The sequence below is a fragment of the Brevibacillus jepli genome (genome assembly GCF_047229145.1).
Classification (GTDB): domain Bacteria; phylum Bacillota; class Bacilli; order Brevibacillales; family Brevibacillaceae; genus Brevibacillus.
Genome location: NZ_JBFEFW010000001.1, coordinates 198,725 through 224,932 on the forward strand (window position 1 = coordinate 198,725; position 26,208 = coordinate 224,932).

At 46.9% G+C, this 26,208-nt stretch carries 25 protein-coding genes; all 25 read left to right on the top strand.

The annotated features are described in order from the left end of the window. Positions 1 to 83 precede the first annotated feature (83 nt). The 25 genes from AB1L17_RS01055 (at position 84) to AB1L17_RS01175 (ending at position 26,202) form a co-directional block, all read left to right on the top strand. Complete coding sequence (locus tag AB1L17_RS01055; RefSeq protein ID WP_412843100.1) at positions 84 to 1,055, top strand: polysaccharide deacetylase family protein; 972 nt, start codon at positions 84 to 86, stop codon at positions 1,053 to 1,055. Positions 1,056 to 1,173: 118 nt separating this feature from the next. Then, positions 1,174 to 2,427 (top strand): M16 family metallopeptidase, encoded by a 1,254-nt coding sequence (locus AB1L17_RS01060; protein WP_412843099.1) that lies wholly within the window; start codon positions 1,174 to 1,176, stop codon positions 2,425 to 2,427. Between the two features lie 97 nt (positions 2,428 to 2,524). Beyond that, positions 2,525 to 2,785: a YlmC/YmxH family sporulation protein gene (locus tag AB1L17_RS01065; RefSeq protein WP_412843098.1), complete on the top strand. Its 261-nt coding sequence runs from the start codon at positions 2,525 to 2,527 to the stop codon at positions 2,783 to 2,785. A gap of 137 nt (positions 2,786 to 2,922) precedes the next feature. Further along, complete coding sequence (gene dpsA / locus AB1L17_RS01070) at positions 2,923 to 3,825, top strand: dipicolinate synthase subunit DpsA (RefSeq protein WP_412843097.1); 903 nt, start codon at positions 2,923 to 2,925, stop codon at positions 3,823 to 3,825. Next, positions 3,822 to 4,418 carry a dipicolinate synthase subunit B gene (locus tag AB1L17_RS01075; RefSeq protein ID WP_412843096.1) on the top strand — a complete coding sequence of 199 codons (597 nt, stop codon included), beginning with the start codon at positions 3,822 to 3,824 and terminating at the stop codon, positions 4,416 to 4,418. The genes dpsA and AB1L17_RS01075 overlap by 4 nt, the downstream gene beginning before the upstream one ends. 57 nt (positions 4,419 to 4,475) lie before the next feature. Further along, entirely contained in the window at positions 4,476 to 5,516 is a 1,041-nt protein-coding gene (locus AB1L17_RS01080; protein WP_412843095.1) for an aspartate-semialdehyde dehydrogenase, read from the top strand. Positions 5,517 to 5,527: 11 nt separating this feature from the next. Beyond that, complete coding sequence (dapG, locus tag AB1L17_RS01085) at positions 5,528 to 6,754, top strand: aspartate kinase (protein WP_412843094.1); 1,227 nt, start codon at positions 5,528 to 5,530, stop codon at positions 6,752 to 6,754. A 59-nt stretch (positions 6,755 to 6,813) separates the two neighbouring features. Then, a complete protein-coding gene (gene dapA / locus AB1L17_RS01090; protein WP_412843093.1) occupies positions 6,814 to 7,680 on the top strand; it encodes a 4-hydroxy-tetrahydrodipicolinate synthase in 867 nt (288 codons plus the stop codon). Positions 7,681 to 7,871: 191 nt separating this feature from the next. Beyond that, on the top strand, positions 7,872 to 9,578 hold the full coding sequence (locus AB1L17_RS01095; RefSeq protein ID WP_412848857.1) for a ribonuclease J: 1,707 nt from the start codon (positions 7,872 to 7,874) through the stop codon (positions 9,576 to 9,578). 123 nt (positions 9,579 to 9,701) lie between these two features. Continuing rightward, complete coding sequence (locus AB1L17_RS01100) at positions 9,702 to 10,529, top strand: ClpP family protease (protein ID WP_412843091.1); 828 nt, start codon at positions 9,702 to 9,704, stop codon at positions 10,527 to 10,529. Beyond that, positions 10,526 to 10,756, top strand: coding sequence for a YlzJ-like family protein (locus AB1L17_RS01105; protein ID WP_412843090.1), 231 nt, complete (start codon positions 10,526 to 10,528; stop codon positions 10,754 to 10,756). Before AB1L17_RS01100 ends, AB1L17_RS01105 begins: the two co-directional genes overlap by 4 nt. Positions 10,757 to 10,879: 123 nt before the next feature. Then, positions 10,880 to 13,252 (top strand): FtsK/SpoIIIE family DNA translocase, encoded by a 2,373-nt coding sequence (locus AB1L17_RS01110; protein WP_412843089.1) that lies wholly within the window; start codon positions 10,880 to 10,882, stop codon positions 13,250 to 13,252. A gap of 238 nt (positions 13,253 to 13,490) precedes the next feature. Next, positions 13,491 to 14,216 (top strand): GntR family transcriptional regulator, encoded by a 726-nt coding sequence (locus AB1L17_RS01115; protein WP_412843088.1) that lies wholly within the window; start codon positions 13,491 to 13,493, stop codon positions 14,214 to 14,216. 57 nt (positions 14,217 to 14,273) lie between these two features. Further along, a complete protein-coding gene (locus AB1L17_RS01120) occupies positions 14,274 to 15,320 on the top strand; it encodes a BMP family ABC transporter substrate-binding protein (protein WP_412843087.1) in 1,047 nt (348 codons plus the stop codon). 93 nt (positions 15,321 to 15,413) lie between these two features. Next, entirely contained in the window at positions 15,414 to 16,955 is a 1,542-nt protein-coding gene (locus tag AB1L17_RS01125) for an ABC transporter ATP-binding protein (protein WP_412843086.1), read from the top strand. Next, positions 16,948 to 18,021 (top strand): ABC transporter permease, encoded by a 1,074-nt coding sequence (locus AB1L17_RS01130; protein ID WP_412843085.1) that lies wholly within the window; start codon positions 16,948 to 16,950, stop codon positions 18,019 to 18,021. The genes AB1L17_RS01125 and AB1L17_RS01130 overlap by 8 nt, the downstream gene beginning before the upstream one ends. Then, complete coding sequence (locus AB1L17_RS01135; RefSeq protein WP_412843084.1) at positions 18,021 to 18,980, top strand: ABC transporter permease; 960 nt, start codon at positions 18,021 to 18,023, stop codon at positions 18,978 to 18,980. The genes AB1L17_RS01130 and AB1L17_RS01135 overlap by 1 nt, the downstream gene beginning before the upstream one ends. Positions 18,981 to 19,107: 127 nt before the next feature. Beyond that, entirely contained in the window at positions 19,108 to 20,286 is a 1,179-nt protein-coding gene (locus tag AB1L17_RS01140; protein WP_412843083.1) for a stalk domain-containing protein, read from the top strand. 52 nt (positions 20,287 to 20,338) lie between these two features. Beyond that, positions 20,339 to 20,494 (top strand): hypothetical protein, encoded by a 156-nt coding sequence (locus AB1L17_RS01145; protein WP_412843082.1) that lies wholly within the window; start codon positions 20,339 to 20,341, stop codon positions 20,492 to 20,494. A 207-nt stretch (positions 20,495 to 20,701) separates the two neighbouring features. Beyond that, the gene (gene yfmF, locus AB1L17_RS01150; RefSeq protein ID WP_412843081.1) at positions 20,702 to 21,997 is read left to right on the top strand and encodes an EF-P 5-aminopentanol modification-associated protein YfmF; all 1,296 of its coding nucleotides are present in this window, start codon (positions 20,702 to 20,704) and stop codon (positions 21,995 to 21,997) included. 1 nt (position 21,998) lies between these two features. Continuing rightward, complete coding sequence (gene yfmH, locus AB1L17_RS01155) at positions 21,999 to 23,291, top strand: EF-P 5-aminopentanol modification-associated protein YfmH (RefSeq protein WP_412843080.1); 1,293 nt, start codon at positions 21,999 to 22,001, stop codon at positions 23,289 to 23,291. A gap of 7 nt (positions 23,292 to 23,298) precedes the next feature. After that, positions 23,299 to 24,036, top strand: coding sequence for an elongation factor P 5-aminopentanone reductase (ymfI, locus tag AB1L17_RS01160; RefSeq protein ID WP_412843079.1), 738 nt, complete (start codon positions 23,299 to 23,301; stop codon positions 24,034 to 24,036). Between the two features lie 99 nt (positions 24,037 to 24,135). Then, positions 24,136 to 24,405: a DUF3243 domain-containing protein gene (locus tag AB1L17_RS01165; RefSeq protein WP_412843078.1), complete on the top strand. Its 270-nt coding sequence runs from the start codon at positions 24,136 to 24,138 to the stop codon at positions 24,403 to 24,405. Positions 24,406 to 24,513: 108 nt separating this feature from the next. Further along, positions 24,514 to 25,293 carry a DUF3388 domain-containing protein gene (locus tag AB1L17_RS01170; protein WP_412843077.1) on the top strand — a complete coding sequence of 260 codons (780 nt, stop codon included), beginning with the start codon at positions 24,514 to 24,516 and terminating at the stop codon, positions 25,291 to 25,293. Between the two features lie 12 nt (positions 25,294 to 25,305). Continuing rightward, positions 25,306 to 26,202: a helix-turn-helix domain-containing protein gene (locus AB1L17_RS01175; RefSeq protein ID WP_412843076.1), complete on the top strand. Its 897-nt coding sequence runs from the start codon at positions 25,306 to 25,308 to the stop codon at positions 26,200 to 26,202. Positions 26,203 to 26,208 lie beyond the last annotated feature (6 nt).

Consider the following 26,208-nt stretch of genomic DNA (forward strand, 5'->3'; position numbering starts at 1 on the left):
TCTTTCATATGTCTAAGTCGTCCGTTCTACTCATACATTGGACAAGAGAGACTCGTACGACAATAGAGGAGGACGGCGCCCTAATGACGAATAGAACGAGGAGACTTTGGTTCATAGTCGCTTATGGAGCAGTGCTGATCGTTCTCTTAAATTATCAGCCTATTCATCACTACATTAGCACGATGAAAAAGGTCCAAGTCGTAAGTGCAGATATCAAGGAAGACGAAAAAGCACGTTTACGAGCACAAATAGAGCAGTGGAAAGATGGCAGAGAGGAACAGCCGATAGATGCCGTCCTAGATGCGACGTGGAAAGCGATCCCTGGCTACAATGGCCGTGTAGTCGATGTAGAAGCGTCACTCAATAAAATGCTGGCTGTGGGCGCATCCAGTCCAGATTTGCTCGTATACAAGGAAGTACCTCCGGCTGTTTCGCTTGAGCAATTGGGGACACAGCCTATTTATCGAGGCAACCCAAATAAGCCGGCTATTTCTTTTATGATCAACGTGGCGTGGGGAAATGAGTATCTCGATTCGATGCTGGATACACTGGATAAGCATAAAGTGAAGACGACCTTCTTTCTGGATGGCTCTTGGGTAAAACGCTACCCGGAGGAAGCCAAAAAGATCTTGGCACGTGGTCATGAGATTGGTAATCATGCGTATTCCCATCCAGATATGAATACATTGGGGTCACAGCGGATTCATCAAGAAATCAGTCGAACACAAGATGTCATTTTCAAAACGTTAGAAGTGAAACCTACACTGTTTGCGCCACCATCCGGCGCTTTTAATCAACGCGTCGTACAAATTGCGCATTCGTCCTATCAAATGAAGACTATTCTATGGACAGCAGATACGGTAGACTGGCAAAAGCCCTCACCAGCTTATGTAATTAAGAAAATAAGCCGCTTGATGGGGAATGGGGTACTCGTTCTCATGCATCCTACTTCTACCTCCGAGGCAAGCCTGGATCAACTTTTAACGATTGCTAAGCAAAAGGGGCTGCAACCGACGACAGTATCCGAGGTCATATCCAGCCGCCGATTACCGTAGCCCGAAAACATGTTCATTTATTGTGGAGACAAAGGAAGTTTGCTATAGTTAGACGTGTTTACAAAGAAATTCCCCGAGTTTGCGGATAGAGACAGATGAACAGCCGAGGAGGATTTACGTGATACAACGTCATACGTGTGATAACGGTCTTAGAATCGTGACGGAACGGATTCCGTCCGTTCGCTCTGTTGCATTAGGCATCTGGGTAGGGACCGGTTCGAAATATGAAAATGAGAAAAATAACGGGATCTCCCATTTTCTCGAGCATATGTTCTTTAAAGGGACGACGACTCGTTCCGCGAAGGAAATCGCTGAAACCTTTGATGAGATTGGCGGAAATGTGAACGCCTTTACCTCGAAGGAGTACACTTGCTACTATGCGAGAGTGTTAGACCAGCACGCCCCAATTGCTCTCGATGTTCTTTCCGATATGTACTTCAACTCCGTATTTGATGCAGATGAGCTGGAAAAGGAAAAGAACGTCGTCATTGAAGAGATTAGCATGTATGAAGACACGCCAGATGATCTTGTGCATGATTTGATTGCGCGCGCTTCGCACAGCACTCACCCGCTCGGGTATTCGATTTTGGGGACGGAAGATGTCCTGCGCAGCTTAAAGCGTGACGATTTGCTCGCGTATATCGATCAGCATTACTTGCCGACGAACACGGTGATTACCGTAGCAGGTAACTTTGAAGACAGTTTGATTGAAGATATTAAAAAGCGCTTTCAAGCTTTCTCGCGCCCAGGCAGCATGCCGACCTTGGCAACTCCGGATTTTGCGGGGAACGTTATCGCGCATCATAAGGCGACAGAGCAAGCGCATCTATGCCTGTCTCTACCAGGCTTTAAAGTAGGACATCCTGAAGTGTATTCCTTGATTCTTTTGAACAACGTTTTGGGTGGCAGCATGAGCTCTCGTCTTTTCCAAGAGATTCGAGAGGAACGCGGCCTTGCATACTCGGTTTATTCCTATCATTCTTCCTATAAAGAAGCGGGTACGTTCCATATTTATACAGGAACAGCACCAGAGCAAGTTGGACAGGTTTTTGACATTGTATCCAACGTCCTGCGCGATGTAGCAGATCATGGAATCACGGACAAAGAGCTGAACAAAGGAAAAGAGCAGCTAAAGGGAAGCTTGATGCTAAGCTTGGAGAGCACGAATAGCCGCATGAGTCGACTTGGCAAAAATGAACTTTTGTTGGGTCGTCACCTCAGCTTGGATGAGATCATCGCCAAAATTGACCGTGTTTCGCACGAATCCGTGTTGGCAGTGGCGCAACAGTTGTTCCGTTCCAAAATGGCTATGGCGATGGTGAGCCCGCTAGACGGCTTCCCTGCCAACGTGAAGAACGACATTTTGTTATAACCTTAAAAATGCAGCATACCTGATAGCAAAAATCCGGCATAGCCCGGATTTTTTTGCGTATATCAACAGTAAATCGAAGGACAAAGGGGGCTTCTCCATGCGCTTAAGTGAGTTGGGCGGAAAAGAGATCATCGGTCTGGACAACGGGGAGAAAATGGGTGTCATCAGTGATTCCGATTTAGTGATCCATCCGGAAAACGGCTCGATTCAGTCCATTATCTTGCCAGGAGGCAGTTTCTTTGGGTTTGGAAAGAAGCGCGAGGACTTGGTTATTCCGTGGAGCTCTATTGTGAAAATTGGCCCGGATATGGTCATCATCCAGCTACATTCGCCTGAGGCACAAGCTTCTCAAAAGTAGGCGCCACTGTCACCGAAGTAGCAGGAACGGAATAGGATGGGGGTAGACCGCATGGATTTCCGTCAACTTTTCCAAGAGGAAAACCTTTGCGTTCCGATCATTTGATGCAGTAAAATGTGTGGAAAGGGGAACGCAGCATGCTAACGGGCATACATGTTGCCTTCATCGGCGGAGACGCTCGCCAGTTGGAAGTCATTAAGCGATGCATACAACTGGATGCTAGCGTCACGTTAGTTGGCTTCGACAACCTGGAAAGCAATTTTACAGGGGCAACGAAGAAACTATTAACATGCGATGTGTTGAAAGACGTGGACGCCCTCATCCTACCCATCGTAGGGACCGATGACCAAGGATACGTGGAAAGTATTTTCTGCTCCAAACAACTGCAATTGCTAGAAGAACATGTGGCGAGTCTGCCCAGTCATTGCGTGGTTTACACGGGAATGGCTAAGCCTTATCTGAAAAAGCTGTTGGCTACCACAAAGATTCCTCTCGTGGAGCTGTTGGATCGTGATGACGTAGCTATCTATAACTCTATCCCTACGGTAGAGGGAGCGTTAATGATGGCCATTCAAAATACGGATATCACCATTCATGGATCACAGTCAATTGTCTTGGGATTGGGCCGAACAGGTTTGTCTATGGCTCGGGCATTGCATGCATTGGGAGCTCGCGTAAGAGTGGGGGCTAGGCGTCAGGAACACTTGGCACGCATTTATGAGATGGGATTGACTCCCTTCCATATAAGCGAAGTAAGGAAACAGGTTACGAATGCTGATTTCATTTTTAATACCATCCCGCAATTATTACTCACGGCAGAAGTTATCGCTCAAATGCCTCAATCGGCGTTTATTCTTGATCTTGCCTCCAAGCCAGGAGGAACAGATTTTCGTTACGCTGAAAGACGAGGCATCAAGGCTCTTCTTGCTCCCGGATTACCTGGAATCGTTGCACCTAAAACCGCAGGACAAATTTTAGCCCAAACATTGTCTCGTCTTATTGCGGATCAAAGGAAAGCTCCAGGAGGGGATGCAACATGAGTAAGCTACAGGGAAAGACCATTGGATTTGGTTTGTCTGGATCGCATTGCACCTTTGAAGAAACAATGCCGCAAATTAAGCGATTTGTGGAGGCTGGAGCTAGGGTGGTACCGATTGTTTCAAATACGATCATGACCACGGATACGCGCTTCGGTACTTCTCAAGGCTGGCAACAACAAATAAAAGAACTGACAGGGGAAGAGCTGATTTCAACGATTCCTCAGGCAGAGCCGTTAGGGCCTTCTAAGCTGTTGGATGTCATGCTGATTGCACCCTGCACGGGCAGTACGACGAGTCGACTGGCAAATGCCATTACCGATAGTGCCGTACTGATGGCGGCAAAAGCGACGATGCGTAATCTGCGACCCGTTGTGATCGCCATTTCCACCAATGATGGTCTGGGATTAAATGCAGCCAATATTGCCAAGCTGTTGGCTGCGAAAAACATGTATTTCGTGCCGTTCGGGCAGGATGCTCCGGATAAAAAGCCGAACTCGCTTGTGGCTCGTATGGATCTCCTATTGGAGACGTGCGAAGCAGCTTTGGAAGGTCGACAATTGCAACCCTTGCTCATTGAGAGATTTAACTACTAATAAGACTACAGAAAAAACAATTAACCTGCTTTTTCGCGATTAGGAGGAGAGTAAGAGATGGCAAACCAACTGACTTTCAATGTTGCTGTAGTCGGTGCGACTGGTGCAGTCGGACAGCAAATGATTCAACTATTAGAAAAGCGCAACTTTCCAATCAAACAACTTAAGCTGCTTGCTTCTGGACGTTCTGCTGGTAAAACAGTAACGTTCAAGGGACAAGAAATTGTGCTGGAAGAGGCAACTCCTGACAGTTTTGCAGGAATTGATTTTGCCTTGTTTAGTGCTGGCGGATCGGTCAGTAAGGAACTGGCTCATCACGCAGTGCGTCATGGTGCTGTCGTAATTGACAATACCAGCGCGTTTCGTATGGACCCGGAAGTTCCTCTCGTTGTGCCAGAAGTAAACATGGATGCTGCGCTCGCGAATAAAGGAATCATTGCGAATCCGAATTGCTCTACGATTCAGATGGTTGCCGCTCTGAAACCCTTGTATGATCGTTTTGGTATAGACCGAATTATCGTTTCTACTTACCAGGCAGTATCTGGTGCAGGTCAATCTGCGATCAATGAATTGCTCGACCAGAGTCGAGACATTTTGGACGGGAAGGAACCGCAGTGTAACGTACTTCCAGTAGGCAAATTGCCCGTACATCATCAGATTGCTTACAACGCGATTCCGCAGATTGATGTGTTCACCGACAATGGTTTTACTTATGAAGAAATGAAAATGGTCAATGAGACCAAAAAAATCTTCGGTGATGACACTGTACATGTTTCAGCCACTTGCGTCCGTATTCCAGTGGTTTACGGCCATAGTGAATCGGTATATGTAGAGCTGAAACAAGATTACGATCTGGCAGAAGTAATAGCTCTGCTGGAAAACGCTCCTGGTGTCGTGTTAGTAGATGTGCCGGGGGAACAGCAGTATCCGCTCGCTACTGAGGCAACAGGCAAACTGGATGTATTTGTGGGCCGGGTGCGTCGTGATCTCCATCATCCTCGTGGACTGCATATGTGGATCGTTTCTGACAATCTTCTCAAAGGTGCAGCATGGAATACAGTACAAATTGCTGAAGAACTCATCAAAGCAAGAGCATAGGGGAGAGGTTAGTGAAGATTCTCGTCCAGAAGTTCGGTGGTTCTTCCTTGACGACGGAAGATTGCCGGATGCGGGCAATCTACCACATGGAAAAAGCAATAGATGAGGGCTATGCCCTCGTCGTTGTCGTATCGGCAATGGGTCGTAAAGGTGATCCATACGCAACCGATACACTTTTGCAGTTGGTTCGGGCGAATGGGAACCAACTGCCAAGTCGAGAAATGGATATGCTGATGCATACCGGAGAAATTATTTCTGCAACAATCATGTGCAGCATGCTGAATGCACGTGGGATAAAAGCAACGATTTTGACGGGCGGTCAGGCAAATATCGTGACGAGCGACGATTTTACGAATGCACAAATCATGTCAATCGATCCAAGTCGCCTATTGCATGACTTGCAGACAAGTCAAGTTGTGATCGTTCCAGGGTTTCAGGGACGTACAGCTGAATGGGAAATTACGACACTAGGACGGGGCGGGAGCGATACAACTGCAACCGCTCTAGGTGTCGCCTTGAAGGCTGATATGGTGGATATTTTCACCGACGTGGAAGGCATTATGACGGCGGACCCGCGTATCGTTGAGGAAGCGCAGCCGCTCGGCATGGTAACGTACACGGAAATTTGCAACATGGCTCACCTGGGTGCAAAAGTCATTCATCCAAGAGCGGTGGAGATCGCGATGCAGGCAAACGTGCCGATTCGTGTTCGCTCTACGTTTTCGGACGACCCCGGTACACTTGTTACGACCATGCTGGAGATCGGGAAAATGGGCTACACTGTACACGACAGGGTCGTGATGGGAATTGCACATGTCCCGAATATTACCCAGATCAAGGTCGCGAACAAAGAAGGGTCATACGATACACAGCTACAAGTCTTCAAAACGATGGCAACCAATAACATCAGTGTAGATTTCATCAATGTGAATCCATTGGGTGTGGCTTACACGGTGCACGATGAAATGGGAGAAAAAGCTGCTCGCTTGTTAACCGAAATGGGTTATGAGCCACTGCTGTTACCGCACTGCGCAAAAGTGTCCGTGATTGGTGCGGGAATGACGGGCGTACCCGGCGTTATGGCGCGAATCGTGGAGGCTCTCACGCAAGAAGACATTCAAATCCTCCAATCGGCTGACTCCCATACAACCATCTGGGTACTTGTGCATGAAATGGATATGGTGAAGGCGGTTCGTGCCCTTCATCAGCAGTTTAACCTGCATATTCAACACATGTAGGCAGGACATATCCTAACCCTAGATACCTATTGATCACGACAAGAGGAGTTGGAGAGTTAGTGGCACGATTCGGAAGACTGCTTACCGCAATGGTAACGCCTTTTAATGATCAACTTCAAATCGATTATGATAAAACAGAACGATTGATTGACCATTTGATCGCAAATGGCACCACGGGGATTGTCGTCAGTGGTACAACTGGAGAATCTCCGACCTTGTCTCGCACAGAAAAGCTCGACCTTTTCCGTCATGTGGTTTCCTATGCAAACGGAAGATGCCACGTCATAGCAGGAACAGGGAGCAATGACACGGCTGCGAGTATTGAGTTCACCCAAGCGGCACAATCCACTGGTGTAGACGCTGTGATGCTCGTTGCGCCTTACTACAGCAGACCGTCACAGGAAGGGCTCTACGCACATTTTAAAGCGTTGGCTGACTCTACAGAGTTGCCAGTTATGCTCTACAATGTACCAGGAAGAACTGTCGTCAATATGACGGCGGAAACCACCCTGCGTCTGGCTGAACTGCCAAATGTCGTTTGCGTGAAGGAAGCATCTGGCAATTTATCTCAAATGGCAAAAATTATTGAGCATGCGCCAGAGGGCTTTGAGCTGTATAGCGGAGATGATGGATTAACCTTGCCAGTACTGTCTATTGGTGGTGTAGGGATTGTCAGTGTGGCCAGTCACGTAGTTGGCCGCCCAATGACCGAAATGATCGACGCGTTCTTTGCGGGGAATCATGCAGAAGCAGCAAGGCTTCACCGCAAGCTGCTGCCAGTTTTTGAAGGTTTGTTTGCTTACCCGAGCCCAGGACCAACCAAGGTCGCATTAGAAAAGCTCGGGGTTCAAACAGGTGGTGTTCGCCTGCCTTTAGTGGAACTGAACGAAGAAGAAAAAGCATTCGTGCATTCGCTGTTTCTGTGAAAAACATCTCGATGTTTTTCATGAAAGTAGATGTGCCGCTTGCGGTAAACAAATCGGTCTTGACCGTTTTGTTTAACTCCATAGAAGATCAAGAGCCATTCCTGCCCGGGATGGCTCTTTTTCCTTGTGTTCAGGTTTTCACTTCGGGTATAATAAGAACAAGTGATTTGGGGCGGTTTTTTTGAGTGGACATGACAACTAAATATAGGAGGTTACACGTTTTGGCAAAGACGAATCACTCTGTTCTCGTTTTCGCCCTGGGCGGAGTCGGCGAAATTGGGAAGAATATGTACGTGGTACAAAGCGGTGACGACATCGTAGTGATTGATGCCGGATTGAAATTCCCGGAAGAGGAAATGCTGGGGATTGATATGGTTATTCCGGATATCACCTACTTGGAGGAACATCGCGACAAGGTTCGGGGTATTATTATTACGCATGGACACGAAGACCACATCGGCGGCCTCAGCTACGTGCTGAAGCATTTGAAAGTCCCGGTTTATGCGACAAAACTTACCCTTGGTCTGATTGATGCAAAATTGAAAGAAGCGGGCATCCTAAACGAAACAAAGCGCGTATTGATCAACAGCGACTCGGAAGTCGTCCTTGGTAAGATGAAGGCAACCTTCTTCCGTGTAAACCACAGCATCCCGGATTGTGTAGGGGTATGCCTGGATACGCCAGAAGGCTACATCGTCCATACAGGAGACTTCAAGTTCGATCAAACGCCTGTTAACAACCAGGTAGCTGATTTAGCAAAAATGGCGATGATAGGCGACCGCGGCGTTTTGTGCTTGCTCTCTGACAGTACGAATGCAGAACGGCCTGGATTTACCGGATCGGAACGCTCAGTGGGAAAAGCACTCATGGATGTGTTCAGCAAAGCATCTGGACGTATTGTCGTTTCTACTTTTGCATCGAACGTTCACCGTATTCAACAAGTGGTGGACGCAGCAGCACAGTTTAACCGCAAGTTGACGGTTGTCGGCCGGAGCATGCAAAATGTCATAAACATCAGCAGAGACTTAGGGTATTTATTGGTTCCTGAGGGCTTGATTGTTGAGATCGATGAAATCAACAAGCTGAATGCTGAACAAGTCGTTATTTTATCAACTGGAAGCCAAGGAGAGCCTATGTCTGCGCTCACTCGGATGGCCCGATCCGCCCATCGGAAAATTGACATCCTTCCAGGAGATACCGTAATTATCGCAGCAACCCCGATTCCCGGGAATGAAAAATACGTGGCGCGTACGATTGATCAATTATCGCGCATCGGTGCAGACGTCATTTATGGTGGCCATGGACCTAACGGAACCGTCCACGTCTCCGGTCATGGTAGCCAAGAAGAATTGCGTCTGATGCTAAACTTAATGAAGCCTAAGTACTTTATTCCCGTTCACGGTGAGTACCGCATGTTGAAAACACATGCCCTTCTTGCGGAACAGGTTGGAATTCCTGAAGAAAACACGTTCTTGCTGGATAACGGCGATACGGTTGAATTCGCAGGAGGTAAAGCCCGTTACGGTGGAAAAGTCCATGCTGGTAATGTTTTGATTGACGGCTTGGGTGTTGGTGATGTAGGAAACATCGTACTTAGAGATCGCAAATTACTGTCACAAGATGGCATACTGGTAGTTGTTGTTACACTCAGCAAACAAAATGGCACGATTTTGTCAGGTCCAGACATCATTTCTCGCGGTTTCGTCTATGTACGTGAATCCGAAGAGCTGCTGGATGAGGCAAATCGCATAGTGACCCAAACACTTGTCAAATGCATGGAAGAAAATGTAAATGAATGGTCTTCTCTGAAAAATAATGTAAAAGAGTCATTAGGCCGTTATCTGTACGAGCAAACACGCAGACGTCCAATGATCTTGCCCATTATTATGGAAGTGTAGGATCACGTTAAGAAGAGCTGGAAATCCCTTCGCAGAAGGATTTCTGGCTTTTTTTGGTTGGAGTGGCGCATGATTTTTCCTCTCCCTATCCATACTACAGAGGAAAGTGAGGGAGGATCATCCATGTCGAATCAACAATTTAGCGATTTTTTAAATAGGCCGCCTTTTGCAAGTGCTGCGATGAATAGTAAGGAATCCCAGCCACCACAATCACCAACGGAGGATCAGGAGCCAGCAGCTTCACCTCCAGGAGAAACACCTGCACAGGAAGATCCTAAGAAAAAACTGCTCGATTCCATCACGCAACTGGGGCAGACAAATGTCCCGCAGCTCGAAAGCAATATTTATTGTATGACGATCATCGGACAAGTAGAAGGGCATATTCAGCTCCCTCCTCAAAATAAGACGACCAAATACGAGCACCTTATTCCCCAGTTGGTTGCAGCTGAACAAAACAGTAAAATAGAGGGCGTTCTCGTTATTTTGAATACGGTTGGCGGGGATGTAGAAGCGGGCTTGGCGATTGCAGAAATGGTGTCGTCCTTGTCCAAGCCAGTAGTCACGCTCGTACTAGGTGGTGGTCATAGTATCGGTGTACCGATTGCCGTAGCCGGATCGTATTCATTTATTGCAGAGACCGCCACGATGACGATTCACCCGATCCGCTTGACGGGTCTTGTGATCGGTGTTCCCCAAACGTTTGAGTACTTGGATAAAATGCAAGACCGTGTAGTGAGCTTCATTTCACGACATTCTAATGTATCCGAAGAAAAATTCCGTGAGCTGATGACCAGAACCGGTGAACTGACACGTGATATCGGTACGAATGTGATCGGTGTAGATGCGGTCAAATACGGATTGATTGATGAGGTCGGCGGCCTTGGAAGTGCGCTGAAAAAGTTAAACGAACTGATCAAAGCGCAAAAAGGCGAGGAGAGTGTACTCCAATGATTTTATACTCCATCATCCCGATGGAAACGGTTTTTGAGAACATGGAGCAAGTGGAAAAACAGGAGCTGAAAGAGATTGCATTCGGTCATGCGACGATGCTGATCGAGCAGACTGGACCGTTTGAAGGAAAGATCGTCAGGCTGATTAGTCCAGATCCGCAAGACTACCTGAAGGAGCAGTACGCTCCCGGACAAAAAATTCAGTTTCAACCCGAATGGCTAGCCTAAGAAGTCCTGTATTTCTATGAATTTCCTGTGTTATACTAGTTATGTACGAACAGCAGCCGAACACACGACGGCTGCCTTTTTTACAGTTATGGTGCATAACGAGTGGAATAACGAGGAGGAGGCGTGCCATTGAGTAGGAGAAAAAAAGAGCGTTCACAAGCGGCATTGGCCTCAGTTGTCAAGATAGAGCTGCTGGGACTTCTCATCATCGTGCTATCGTTGATCGGGCTTTTGGAGAGTGGATGGCTGGGCAAAAATGTACTGGCACTTTTATTTCGGTTTATTGCGGGCTCATGGGATTTCATCATTCCTGTGCTGCTAATCGGTATGGCCATACATATGATGTTTACAAGAAAATCACCGAAGCTTACTTACCGCGTACTGGGAATCGCTTTAATTGGCGTGGCGATTTTAACTTGGGATCACATGATTCTGTACAAACAAATTACGGCAGATGGAAAGTTTGCTGAGCAAAGTATCATTCGAGTCACGTGGGACAGAATCTGGCTGGATCATAGCCAAAGGGTGTCCACCACTGGAGTAGGCGGCGGGATGGTAGGCGCTCTATTTTTTGCAGTGACGAATGGGCTCGTTGGTGCAATTGGTACAGGTCTCGTAATTGTGTTCCTGTTCCTCGTTGGATTGATGTTTCTGTTCAACCTTTCCTACGTAAACATTTTGATGTTTGCCAAGGACAAGCTCGCTTTGTTTTACGGGAAGGCAAAGGATACAGTGAAGGACTCTGTACAGCTTTTGCAAGAGGAGAGCGAGAAGCGAAAGAAAGAAGCGAAGGAAGCCGAGGAGGCACGCAAGCAAAAGCAATCTGAGGCTGATCACGAGGCAATCGCTGTTTCCGCTTTGCAGGAACAAAAAGCCAAGCCAACTGTAGCGGATGAAGAAAACCAACAACCGAATGTCCCGCTCATTCGTGATTTCACGGATCGGATTGCGCTTGAAGAGGATGAAACACCTGGTGTACCTGTAAATCAATCCAGAGCAACACAACCGAAAACGAACCAAGAAATTACGTTTGCGTTGGAAGGGGAAGAAGAAATCTTCGGTACCTTGGACAGAGCGGAAGAACAGCTAGCGGTACCTTACGAGCTCCCAAATTTGCAAATGCTCGCTAGGCCACGAGCAAGCTCAACGGGAAAAGAAGTCGATCATACCTCCAACGCAGCCAAATTAGTACAGACATTAAAAAGCTTCGGTGTAAATGCGACTGTCTCCGAAGTTCATCGGGGGCCAGCAGTTACACGATACGAGGTACAGCCCGCTACAGGAGTAAAAGTGAGCAGGATTGTCAGCTTGACGGATGACCTTGCATTGGCACTGGCTGCAAAAGATATTCGAATTGAGGCCCCGATTCCAGGAAAATCAGCGATTGGCATCGAGGTTCCGAATTCAGAGGTTGCAGTTGTATCACTCAGAGAAGTGTTGGAAGCCCCTGAGTATCAGGATGCACCAGGAAAGCTAACCGTAGCACTTGGCCGAGATATTTCTGGAGAGCCAATCGTTGCCGATTTGACTAAAATGCCCCATTTGCTCGTGGCTGGCGCAACGGGAAGCGGAAAGTCCGTATGTATTAACGGATTGATCATGAGTATTTTGTTCAAGGCAAAACCAGAAGAAGTCAAGCTCATGATGGTTGACCCCAAAATGGTAGAGCTGAATGTGTACAACGGAATCCCCCATTTGCTGGCTCCAGTTGTAACGGATCCGAGAAGAGCATCTGTTGCATTGAAAAAAGTTGTTTCCGAGATGGAGCGCCGATACAATCTGTTTGCAAAAACGGGCAGCCGCAATATCGAGATGTACAACGCTCAAGTGGAAGGAACGCCTCTTCCCTATATCGTCGTCATTGTCGATGAGCTGGCGGACTTGATGATGGTAGCGCCTGGAGAAGTTGAGGATGCGATTTGTCGACTCGCACAAATGGCACGTGCTTCCGGTATTCATTTAATTATTGCGACGCAACGACCTTCTGTAGATGTCATTACGGGTGTGATCAAGGCGAACATTCCATCCCGAATTGCTTTCGGTGTGTCTTCGATGGCCGACTCCAGAACCATCTTGGATATGGGCGGCGCAGAAAAGCTGCTGGGTAGAGGCGATATGCTTTCACTGCCGATGGGAGCGTCCAAGCCGATTCGCGTTCAAGGAGCCTTTGTATCCGATAAGGAAGTCGAAGAGGTTGTACGTTTTGTAAAAGAACAGCAAGAAGTACGCTACAATGAAGAGATGATCCCGGGTGAAGTGCAGGAGGAACAGCAGCCAGTCGTAGATGATGAGCTGTACGATCAAGCTGTACAAATCGTGTCTGAAGCACAGACGGCATCCGCTTCCTTGCTGCAACGTCGTCTGCGTGTCGGATATACCAGAGCGGCACGTTTGATCGATATGATGGAAGCGCAGGGTGTGGTAGGTCCCTATGAGGGAAGCAAGCCTCGTGAGGTTCGTCTTCCACGTCCTTCCATGGAAAGTAATATATCGTAGAGATCGACCTTGCCAGAATCTGTGCTGGCAGGGTCTTTTTTCCTAGTTTGGATGAAAAATCCCTGTCGAAATTAATCTTTTTGCATTATTATTCATAAATATTTGGCTTGCATGATAGTCGCCCCTCATGTAAAATTTTTATGAGCTTGAAGGAAATTGTTGTTATCATGTCTCATACGAATCAGAGGTCTGACGTCCTACCTGTTGGGTGGCTTGCGGACAGCAGGAGTGAATGATGATGAGCATCAAAGGGAATGTTCGATCACTTTTTCTCTTGGTCATGGACAAAATCAAGAGTGATATTGAATCCGGACAACTACGTCCTGGTGAACGCCTCCCTTCTGAAGCCGAACTATCTAAACAGCTTGGTGTAAGCAGGGCGACGCTTCGCGAGGCACTCCGACTTCTTGAAGAAGAAAAGATTGTCATTCGTAGACACGGTGTAGGGACCTTTATCAACTCGAAGCCTGTTTTTTCAGGCGGGATTGGGGAACTCTTTAGTGTGACGGATGCAATCGAGCGCCAAGGATATAAGGCAGGAACATTGATCCTCCGAACATCCTTTGCCGAATCTGCTGAAGAAGAGAGGAAGCGGCTTGCCTTAAATCCGGGTGAAGGCGTTCTCATGGTAGAACGGATTCGCACGGCTGACGGTGAGCCCGTGGTTTATTGTGTGGACCGCATTCCCGCACATCTGGTACCTGAGGGCTATGCGGCAAGTGGAGAGTCTATCTTCAAATGGCTGGAGAGCGTAACAGGGGTTAGGATCGCATATGCAGTGGCTGATATTGAACCCATGGGCTACAATGAAAAGGTTTCCAACCTGCTGCACTGCGATAAATCTGCACCTATGCTCTTGCTCAAGCAGATTCATTACGACGAAAGTGAAAAGCCAGTGCTATACTCCCATAATTACTTCAGGGCTGACAAAATTCACTTTCATGTCGTACGGAGACGGTTGTAACTGTGAGGGAAACCTCACTCAACAATTTCATCAACTAAAAACAGGGGGTAATCTCAGATGAAGAAAGTTCTATCCGTGCTTTCTGTTGCAGCACTCAGCGTGTCGCTCGTTCTCGCTGGCTGCGGAAGCAAACCAGAAGCACAGCCTCAAGGCCAAACTGGTAGCAATGGAGGCGCACCAGCCGCTAAAGCTATCAAAGTAGGTATGGTTACAGACGTTGGTGGTGTAAACGACAACTCCTTTAACCAGAGCGCTTGGGAAGGGCTGCAAAAACTCCAAACCGATTTGAATCTCCCGAAAGAAAACGTAAACTATCTGCAATCCAAAACAGATGCTGATTACGTACCAAACTTGACTCAATTCGTAAAAGACGGTTGGGATCTGACTTGGGGTATCGGCTTCCTGATGGGTGACCACCTGAAAAAAGTAGCAGATGAAAACAAAGACGCTAAATTGGCGATCATCGACGCTGAAGTACAGGCTCCTAACGTAGCATCTGTACTCTTTAAAGAGCATGAAGGCTCCTTCCTCGCTGGTGTAGTTGCAGCGAAAATGACCAAAACGAAAACAGTTGGTTTCGTAGGTGGCGTTGATATTCCTGTAATTAAACGCTTTGACCTTGGTTTCGAAGCTGGTGTAAAAGCTGTAGATCCAAGCATTAAAGTTCTCAAAGTATACACAGGTGCTTTTGATAAACCAGACCTTGGTAAATCCACTGCATCCCAAATGTACGGTCAAGGCGCGGACATCATCTTCCACGCTTCCGGCGGTACAGGCGACGGTGTGTTCAACGAAGCAAAAGACCGTAAAGCTAAAGGCGAAAACGTATGGGTAATCGGTGTTGACAAAGACCAATCCCTAACTTTCGGCGATGAGATCACATTGACTTCCATGGTAAAACGCGTTGACGAAGCGGTTATTCGCGTAGCGAAAGACCTGTCTGAGGGTAAATTCGAAGGCGGAGTTCAATGGCTCGGTCTGGCTGAAAACGGTGTAGGTCTGGCGGAAACTTCTACGAAGAACGTTCCAGAAGACGTACTGAAGCTGGTTGAAGAATACAAGCAAAAAATCGTTAAAGGCGAAATCACGGTTCCTGACAAGTAAAAACTAGGGAAGCTGCAAATGGACAAGGCTGGTTCGAGCTACTGGCCTTGTCCTTTACCTTCACAATAGACCCGAAAAATGGGGTGAGCATGCATGAACTCGGTAAAAAAAGTAGTTGAAATGAGAGGGATCACAAAACGATTCCCAGGTATTATTGCAAATGACAGTATTACACTGTCCGTAGGAAAAGGTGAAATTCATGCGCTGCTCGGAGAGAATGGCGCAGGCAAGTCGACACTCATGAATATTTTGTTCGGTCTGTATCAGCCGGATGAAGGCGAAATTCTGATTAACGAAAAAGTAGTACAAATCACCAGCCCAAAGATTGCAAATGAACTTGGTATTGGAATGGTTCATCAACATTTTATGCTCGTAGAAAAATTTACAGTCACGGAAAACATTGTGCTAGGAAATGAACCGAAAAACGGGTTGAAGATAGATATTCAAAGCGCTGAGAAAGCGGTAGAAAAACTGTCGAATCAATACGGGCTCAAAGTTGATCCGAGAGCAAAAATTCAGGATATCTCAGTAGGGATGCAGCAGCGTGTAGAGATTTTGAAAACGCTTTATCGTGGTGCTGACATCTTGATTTTTGATGAGCCTACGGCTGTTTTGACGCCGCAGGAAATCCATGAACTTATCGAGATCATGCATAACTTGGTAAAAGAAGGTAAGACGATTATTCTGATCACACACAAGCTGAAAGAAATTATGGCTGTATGTGACGCGGTTACGATCATTCGTCGTGGGAAAGTGATTGATTCTGTCTTAGTAAAAGATACAAATCCAGATGATTTGGCTGCAAAAATGGTTGGTCGCGAAGTCAACTTCCGAGTAGATAAAGTGGCTGCCAAACCGAAAGAAACGATCCTTGCAGTGGAGAATCTGACAGCAATGGGCAACCGTGGCGTAAATGCTCTGAATAGTCTCAGTCTGGAGGTTCGCGCTGGCGAAATTCTCGGAATTGCCGGAGTCGATGGAAATGGTCAAAGCGAGCTCATCGAAGTATTGACTGGCTTGCGTAAGGCAACGAGCGGTCGTGTCCTTCTTAATGGCAAAGAAATTACGAATCAAAATCCGCGTAATATTTCGGAATCTGGTTTGTCTCACATTCCAGAAGACAGACATAAGCGAGGTCTGGTTCTTGATTTCACCATGAGTGAAAATATGGTTTTGGAAACATACTTCCATCCAACGTTTAATAAAAACGGTTTTCTTGATTATGGCGCCATTGACAAGCATGCGGCAAAACTGATTGAAGAGTTCGATGTGCGGACACCGAGTATTTACACGCCAGCACGTGCACTCTCCGGAGGTAACCAACAAAAGGCAATTATTGCCCGCGAAGTGGACAAGAACCCGGATTTGTTGATTGCTGCTCAACCTACTCGCGGCTTGGACGTAGGAGCTATTGAATTCATTCATCGCAGACTGATCGATCAGCGTGATCAAGGAAAAGCAGTTCTTTTACTTTCCTTGGAGCTGGACGAGATTATTAACGTCTCTGACCGAATTGCGGTTATTTATGAAGGAACCATTGTGGGAATTGTCGATGCGAAATCGACTACAGAACAAGAGTTGGGCTTGATGATGTCCGGTGGAAAAGTAATGCAAGGAGGGGGAAACGATGAATAAGGTCATTGCGGTATTTACAAAAGAATCGTTTCTCGTTCCTGTCGTCGCGATCATTCTTGGTCTGTTGACCGGGGCAATCGCAATGCTGGCGGGTGGCTTTAACCCAATCGATGCCTATATGGCATTGATTAATAAAGTATTTGGTAGTGCGTATAACTTCGGGGAAACAATCCGTCAAATTACACCTTTGATCTTTACAGGTTTGGCTGTGGCTTTTGCATTCCGTACAGGTCTCTTTAACATCGGGGCAGAAGGTCAATTTATCGTAGGAATGATTGCTTCTACTGTTGTAGGTGTTTCCTTTGATCTGCCAGCAATCATCCACGCTCCACTCGCCATTCTTGCGGGGGCAGTAGCGGGTGGTCTGTGGGGAGCAATTGCCGGATATTTGAAAGCAGCCCGCGGTGTCAATGAGGTTATTACCTGCATCATGTTGAACTGGGTAGCTCTCTACTTGGCCAACTGGGTCATGAACGCTTTCTTTATCCCGGCAGGAAAGCAAACATCCGAAGAAGTTAAGGATTCTGCTATTATAACCATTACCTGGCTCGCAGAGATGTTTGACAATGCTCGTTTGCACTGGGGAACGCTGATTGCGGTACTCGCTGCTATTTTCTTCTATGTTATTCTTTGGAAAACAAAATCCGGCTATGAACTGCGTTCAGTCGGTTTGAACCCGCATGCTTCAGAATATGCTGGTATGAACGTAAATCGTAATATCGTAAAAGCTATGTTTATTGGTGGTATGTTCGCAGGGATTGGCGGAGCTACTGAGATTTTGGGCGTATTCCATTATCAAGCGATTATGACACAGCATACTGGCTATGGCTTTGATGGAATCGCTGTCGCGTTGATTGGCGGGAATACACCGTTTGGGGTTATCCTTGCTGCCATATTGTTTGGTGTCCTCACTTTCGGTGCGAGCGGCATGCAGTTTAGCGCGGGTGTACCGTTTGAGCTGATTCGGGTCGTCATTGCTTCTGTTATTTTCTTCGTTGCTGCACATGGCATCGTGAAAATATTTGTGAAGCCGATTTTGCTTAAGAAAAAGGAAGGTGGAAACTGATGGATTGGGGATTAATTCTTAGCAACCTCGTTCATGATACCATCGTGTTTTCTACTGCCTTGATTTTTGCCTCATTGGGTGGATTGTTCTCGGAGCGTTCTGGTGTTGTGAACATTGCGCTAGAAGGTATGATGATTATCGGTGCTTTTACCGGTGCTGTAATGACCTTTGCTTTTCAAGATTCACTTGGTGCATGGGCACCGTGGGTCGGATTTATTGCGGCAGGAATCGCCGGATCTATTTTTGCACTCCCGCATGCCGTTGCTTCTGTTACATTTAAAGCGGACCAGACCGTCAGTGGTGTGGCCCTGAACTTCTTGGCAGCAGGACTTTCCATCTACCTGACTAAAATTATTTTCGATGGAGCAGGTCAGACGACAACCTTGTCCTCTGTGTTTACCAAATTCAGTATTCCTGGATTGAGTGAAATTCCGTATATCGGACATGCCATTTTTGAGGCGTATCCTACTAGCTTTTTAGCTTTCATTGCCGTTTTTGTTACATGGTATGTTGTGTTTAAGACACCATTCGGATTGCGCTTGCGTTCAGTTGGTGAGCATCCGCGTGCGGCTGATACAGTAGGGATCAACGTTAAGAAAATGCGCTACACTGCCGTTATGATCAGTGGTATGCTGGCTGCATTAGGTGGAGCTACCATTTCCTTGACGACGACAAGTAACTTCTCCCATAATACGGTTTCCGGACAAGGGTTTATCGCGATTGCGGCCTTGATCTTTGGTAAATGGCATCCAGCTGGTGCAATGGGGGCAGCCTTGTTCTTCGGGGTCGCTCAAGCGATCAAGTCTTTGGTGCAAATCTTCGGATTGACCAATTACATTCCGACTGAATTTATCTTCATGCTTCCGTACGTATTGACGATTCTCGTGATGGCTGGTCTGGTAGGACGATCCAGTGCACCAGCGGCCCTTGGAAAACCTTACGATACGGGATCGCGTTAATGATTCGTTGACAAAATTTAGCGTCTAGAACCTGTCACTTCCTCTGTGCGATAATTTTTTTGACTGCTTGCGGTCAGCAAAAACGGTCATACCCGTTTTGGTAAATTGTCTGTGAGGAGGGAAAAAGATGAACCGCTGTCTGCGTAAGTACAGCAGTTTTCGATGGAACAGGCTTCTAGGCGCTTTTGTTTTTTGCCTGATGATAGCGGCATCCGGTGGTATGGCTTCCGCAAAAGAGCCAGGTCCTGTGATTTCAGTCGTTGTCAATGGAATTGGTGTCATCTCAGATGTATCACCAGTCCATCAAAATGGGCGGATGCTCGTTCCGATTCGGGTAGTAGGAGAAGCAACCGGATCAAATGTAAGCTACGATGCCACCAGTCAAAAAGTGATGCTTACCAAAAAGGGCAAGCGCGTCACACTTACAATTGGCAGCAAGGTTGCGTACGTTAACGGAAAACAATTGAAGATGGATGTCTCGCCAATCATTGTGAATAAGCGGACGCTTGTACCGATACGATTTATATCGGAAGCATTTGGGTATCGTGTACAATGGGACGAGAAGTCGGCTGTCGCATACATACAATCCAAGCCTGTTGAAGACAAAGCTGCGAATGTGAATTACTCATCGAATCCCTATGTCGTTCAAAAGGGAGATACCTTAACGAAAATCGCTGCTAACCATGAAACGAACATGAGTGCCATTAAGAAAAATAACCATCTCTCTTCTGATGAGCTGATTGTAGGCCAAATTCTATTCTTGCCAAAAGGTGCTGAACAAGCAGAGCATTCCTTAGCCGAAAAAGTAGGGGATGATCGCTTGCTTGGTAGTCAATTACGCTTTCCATTCCATGGCAACAGTTGGTATGAGCCGTACGGTGATAGCTTCGGATCTGATCGAGAGTGGACAGAGTCGAATAGCGGCAATGTGCGCAGACACGAAGGCATCGATATTATGGCACCGAAAGGAACACCGATTTATTCTGTATCGGATGGGACGATTAACAAGGTAGGCTGGAATACGTATGGTGGCTGGCGTGTGAACATTACAGATAAGAATGGCCAATATCGCATGTATTACGCTCATTTGCAGGCATTTGCGCCTGGATTGCGCGTAGGTAAAGCAATTAAAGCTGGACAGTTAATTGGGTTTGTGGGTGACACAGGCTACGGTGGAACTGGAACAGTTGGCATGTTTGAACCTCACCTGCATTTTGGCCTCTACCGTAACAGTACGGGGCAGGCGATTGATCCGTATGATTACTTACGGTATTGGGAGCATAATAAAGCGGAAAGTCCATTTTGATATTGGGACAAACTACTAAGGAGTACCCTCATAAATAAAGGAGGCCCTTCGTATGTGGACATGTCCGTATTGTGGTGGAAGCCACGGAGTTCCCTTTCACGATGAGCAGCTGGATGGTGTGCTCTGTCTCTCGTCCGATTGCGGTCGATTTGTTGAAGAGAATCGAACATCAGATGATCCCCGAGATTGGGACGCCATGGATATGTAAGAAAAAGAGTGAACGCACTTTGCCAAAGGTGCCGTTCGCTCTTTTTCGTTATAGGTTTGCACAGTGATTCACGTATTAAAGGACTGGCGTGAACGCATAGGATGGAAGCACCGGGATATATAATGGAAGATTCTGATGCTTGATGCCCTGACAATTGGTTACAATAGAGAAGAGTATGAGTAAGCTGATGGAGAAGGGAGAATGGGCATGACTGCACAAACAACCGAAATTGCATTTCAAAGCTCCCAAATCAATGGGATGAACGTACATATCCTTCCAACAGAAAAGTTCAAGACAACCACGATCGTGACGATGATTGAACAGGCCTTGTCGGAGGAACACGTAACAAAGACAGCATTACTTGCGATGGTCATGAAGCGTGCCAGCGCTCGTTTTCCGGAAACGAAGCTATTGCGTGCACATTTGGATTTTCTGTACGGCGCCATTTTTGATGTAGACGTTATGAAAAAAGGCGAGAGACAAATCCTGCAGATTTATATGGAAGTACCGAATGAAAAATACTTGTCCAAAGACGCATCTCTTTTGGAGCAGGCTATTGAATTCGTGGGAGATATGCTCGCGAGGCCGTACGTAAAGGAGAACGCTTTTTCCGAGAAGTACATGTCACAAGAGAAAGAAACTCTTCGCAAACGGATGGAGAGCCTGATTGACGACAAAATGAAGTATGCGAATCAACGCGTCACAGAGGAAATGTGCAAAGGGGAACCATTCTCTCTCCTTGTACAAGGGCGCGTAGAGGATTTGTCGGGGATAACGGGTCAGGAGCTGTATCAATATTATAAAGAAGTAACGACGACGAATCCGATCAATATGTTTGTCGTCGGCGATGTCGCGAAGCAAGAAGTAATCGAGGCTATTCGCAAGCACATTCCATTGGAACGCTCACAAGTCCAAGAGCTGCAAATCAGCTCGACGGCGAAGCAGGTATCTGAAGAGCGAGAGGTTATCGATCGACTCGATGTCAACCAAGCAAAGCTCAACATCGGGTGCCGTACACAGATCACCTACAAGGATGACGATTATCCGACGCTGCTCTTGTTCAACGGAATTTTAGGCGGCTTTCCTCATTCCAAGCTGTTTGTCAACGTCCGGGAAAAAGAGAGCCTCGCGTATTATGCCGTATCCCGTTTAGAGAGCCACAAAGGCATTCTCATGATTATGTCCGGGATTGATGTCAGCAAATATCAGCGCGCTGTTGAGATTATTAAGCAACAGCTTGACTTGATGCGAAAAGGAAGCATCTCTGATGAGGAAATCAGCCAGACACGTGCTACATTGTCAAACCAGTTCCGTGAGCTATTGGACAGTGCTCGTGGCATGATTGATTTTACGTACAATGGAGTCATTAGTGGGCGCCCTCGCAAAATCGAGGAGCTCTTGAATGGAATCAACCAAGCGACGATTGAGGATATCAAGAAAGTGGCTGAGAAAGTGACGATTGACACGATTTATCTGCTGCGGGACAAGAAGGGAGAGGCGTAAGATGCAGACGACTGTCTTTGAACAAGTAAATGAAACGGTATATCATGAGACTCTCCAGAATGGATTGCAAGTCTATCTCGTTCCAAAACAAGGCTTTAGCAAAACATACGCTGTGTTCACGACGCGATATGGCTCTATCGATAGCCATTTTCGTACCCGAAGCGGGGAGGAAATCAATGTACCCGATGGAATTGCGCATTTTCTCGAGCACAAAATGTTTGAGAAAAAAGATCGGGATGTCATGCACGAGTTCAGTAAAAATGGTGCAAGCTGCAACGCATTTACGAGCTTCAATCGAACCGCTTATTTGTTCTCGTGCACAGACAAATTGGATGACAATTTAAATCTGCTGCTGGACTATGTGCAGGACCCGTACTTTACAGATGCCAGTGTAGAAAAGGAAAAAGGAATCATCGGTCAGGAAATCACGATGTATGATGACAATCCTGACTGGAAGGTGTACATGAACCTCTTAAAGGCCATGTACCAAAAGTATCCGATCAATATTGAGATTGCAGGTACGATCGAGACGATCTCTCATATTACCAAAGAGTATTTGTACCAGTGCTATGAAACGTTTTACCACCCGGCAAACATGCTCTTGTTAGTCGTGGGATCATTTGAACCGGAAGCGATCATGAAGCTCATTCGGGAAAACCAGGGAGCAAAGGAGTTTCCCCCTGCACCACAAATCACTCGCGTTTTCCCAGAAGAGCCGGCAGCTCCTGCGGAGGCAAAAGTCGAAGCTTTTCTTACAGTTGGTCTGCCTAAATGCATGATTGGCATTAAGGAAAAGGAAAACGGGCTGACCAAGGAAGCCTTGTTAAAACGTGAGCTGACTACTAAACTGGTATTGGACATCGCGTTCGGTACTAGCTCCGCTGTCTATGAGCGTCTGTATGATAGCGAGCTGATTACGGAAAGCTTTGATTTTGACTACAGCAGTGAGAAGGACTATGCGTATACGATTATTGGCGGAGATACGCCTGACCCGGAGCGCTTGGTGGAAACAATCAAAGCGGAGATCGAACAGCTGAAGCAAAGCGGAATTGCACAGGATGATTTTGAGCGCGCGAAGCGTAAAAAAATCGGGAATTTCCTGCGGTCACTGAACTCTGTGGAGTTCATCGCCAACCAGTTCACCAGCTTCAAATTTAATGGTAACGATCTGTTTTCCGTGGTGCCGACTCTGGAGTCGATCACACGCGAAGATGTGGAAAAACGATTGAAGGAGCATTTTTTACCCGAGCAGATAGCTGTTTCCATCGTTCGTTCTGCTTCGCCACAGGAGTAATGTATTCATGTTCAAGCAAGAGACGCCGTGGGCGTTAATTACGGGAGCTTCCGGAGAGATTGGGCAGGCGATAGGTGCCTACCTGATTGATGCGGGGGTTCCCCTTTATCTGCATTACAATCGCAACATGGAAAAGTTGGAGCCGCTTGTTCGAAAATGTCAGGAGCGCGACGTTCCGTACGGCATTCTTCAGGCTGATTTGCGTAATCCAGAGCAAATTGCCGCGATGTTTGGCCAGATGCAGGTTGCACCCCTGTTGATCGTCAACAATGCCTCCGTGGATGACGTTGGTTTGTTTACAGATGTGACCGTCGAGAAATTCGATGAGCTGATTGCTCTCAATGTCCGATCTGCTTTTTTTGTATGCCAAGCTGCTGTTCCAGCCATGCTGCGCGCAAGATATGGGCGTATCGTCAACATTTCTTCGATTTGGGGTCTAACCGGAGGATCATGTGAGGTTCTATATTCCATGACTAAAGGAGCAATTAACACCTTTACCAAATCCCTGGCAAAGGAAATGGCCCCAAACGGAATTACGGTAAATGCAGTAGCACCTGGAGCGATTGCTGGAGGTATGATGGAGCGCTTTGCACCGGATGAAGTAGAAATGATCGCAGAAGAAATACCAGCAAACCGCCTCGGACAACCATACGAGGTTGCGGCCGTCGTGCGCTTTTTGTTGTCAGCCGATTCCAGTTATGTGACTGGCCAAGTGATTAGTCCCAACGGAGGATGGTACACATAGCAGAAAGTATGCATGAATAAAATACGAGAAATGATGGAATTCTACCTTTTGTGTGGGCAGCAAATCTGTTCGCAACGTACAAAAGGAGGGAATTTCCCTATGTCGATTCTTGACAATTTTAGCGACTGGAAAGCGTTTCTCGGAGATCGGGTAGAACAAGCGAAACAAGCCGGGATGGAAAGCGATACGCTTCAAAACGTAGCTTATCAAATCGGTAGCTATCTGTCCGAGCAAGTCGACCCGAAAAACGATCAGGAGCGTCTGTTGAAACAGCTGTGGGACGCAGGTGATCAACAGCAGCAACAAGCTTTGGCAACACTCATGGTGAAGCTTGTTCAGAATCGCAACGACGCGAACGCTGGCAGCTAGCCATTCAAATCCCCTACTTTTGGGGATTTTTCTTTTCGCGATTGTCGAATGATACGAACGTGATATACTACATAAGAAGAGAATTCTGGTTGGCGGAGAGGATTGCATATGGAAGCGAAGAAAGAATGGTACATGGAGTATGAGATTGCCCGTAACCGTCCCGGTCTCTTAGGGGACGTATCTTCTATTCTGGGGATGTTGAACATCAACATCGTGACGATCAATGGTGTGGATACAATGCGTCGAGGTATGCTGCTCTTGACCGATGATGATGAAAAAATGGAGGTTTTGCGCAACGTTGTGCAAAAAATGGACAACATAACCATAACGAGGTTACGTCCCCCGACAATGCTGGATCGCTTGGCTGTACGCCACGGTCGCTACATTGAACGAGATAGCGAAGACAAGAAAACGTTTCGTTTTGTTCGTGAGGAGCTGGGCTTGCTGGTTGATTTCATGGCAGAAATCCTGAAGAAAGAAGGTCACCAGCTCATCGGGATTCGCGGAATGCCTCGCGTAGGGAAGACAGAATCAATGATTGCTGCCAGCGTATCCGCCAATAAACGTTGGACATTCATCTCCTCTACTTTGTTGCGCCAGACGGTGCGTAGTTCCTTAGCCATTGATGAAATGTCTACTGATCATGTATATTTGATAGATGGAATTGTCTCAACGCTGCGATCGACAGAAAAGCACTTTACCTTGCTTCGGGAGATTATGAATTTTCCTGCCGCAAAAATCATTGAACATCCGGATATATTTGTAAGGGAATCAGAGTACCAAATCGATGATTTCCATTACATTATTGAGCTGCGTCATCATCCGGACGAAGAGATTACATATGAGCTTATCAACAATCGCGGCTTTGATAATTTCGAAATGAATTAAGGAGGGGCAGCTGTGTCTGAGCTAGGTCAAGTCCTGCAAAGGGCCCGCGAAGAAAAAGGAATCACGCTCGACGACATCCAACGAATCACCAAGATACAGCGGCGATATTTGGAAGCCATTGAAAGGGGTCATTTTCATGTACTTCCTGGCCACTTTTACGCGCGTGCATTCATAAAGAGCTATGCGGAAGCCGTCGGTCTAGACCCGAATCACATCCTGACTCACTTTCAGTCCGATTTGCCGGCCCAGCCACCTACAGAGCAAGTAGAACGACTGCGTCGCAGACGAGTTGCTTCAGCGAACAATCCATTACAAGCGGGACGATGGGTCACAAAGACCTTGCTCATCTTGTTTATTGCCTTGATTATCGGGGTAATTTATTTCGCTGTCGTCAACAATAACGGAGGTCAGTTGACTCAGCCAGTGCCTGGTGGAACAGTTAACCCAGGAGCGGAAATTGTTACACCTGGCAATGGAGGTGGGGCAACTACTTCTCCGATTGCTCAACAACCGATACCCCCTTCGATCGCCACACCTCCTGAAACAGGAACGAACACACCTGAAACCGTAACGGAACCTCCTCAGGCAACGATCACTTTCGAATCTCAGCAAGGATCGATGTATAACTATTCTTTGCAAGGTGGAGAAAAAATCACGGTACATATGAAGGTGAAGGAAGGCACAAGCTGGTTTGGTATTTCGGAAGGAAAAGGCAAAACGTATGTTGAACAGGCCACGCTCAAGAAGGATCAGGAGAAAACGATTGAGCTGGGGAAATCAGCTTATATCCGTTTGGGCAAACCGACTGTAGTGGAATTGAAGGTTAACGGTGTCTTGGTAGATACGTCTAAAATGAAGTCCATGCCGTCTAATATTACGATCAAAATAAAAGAGGCGGTCACCCAGTAGGCAAGC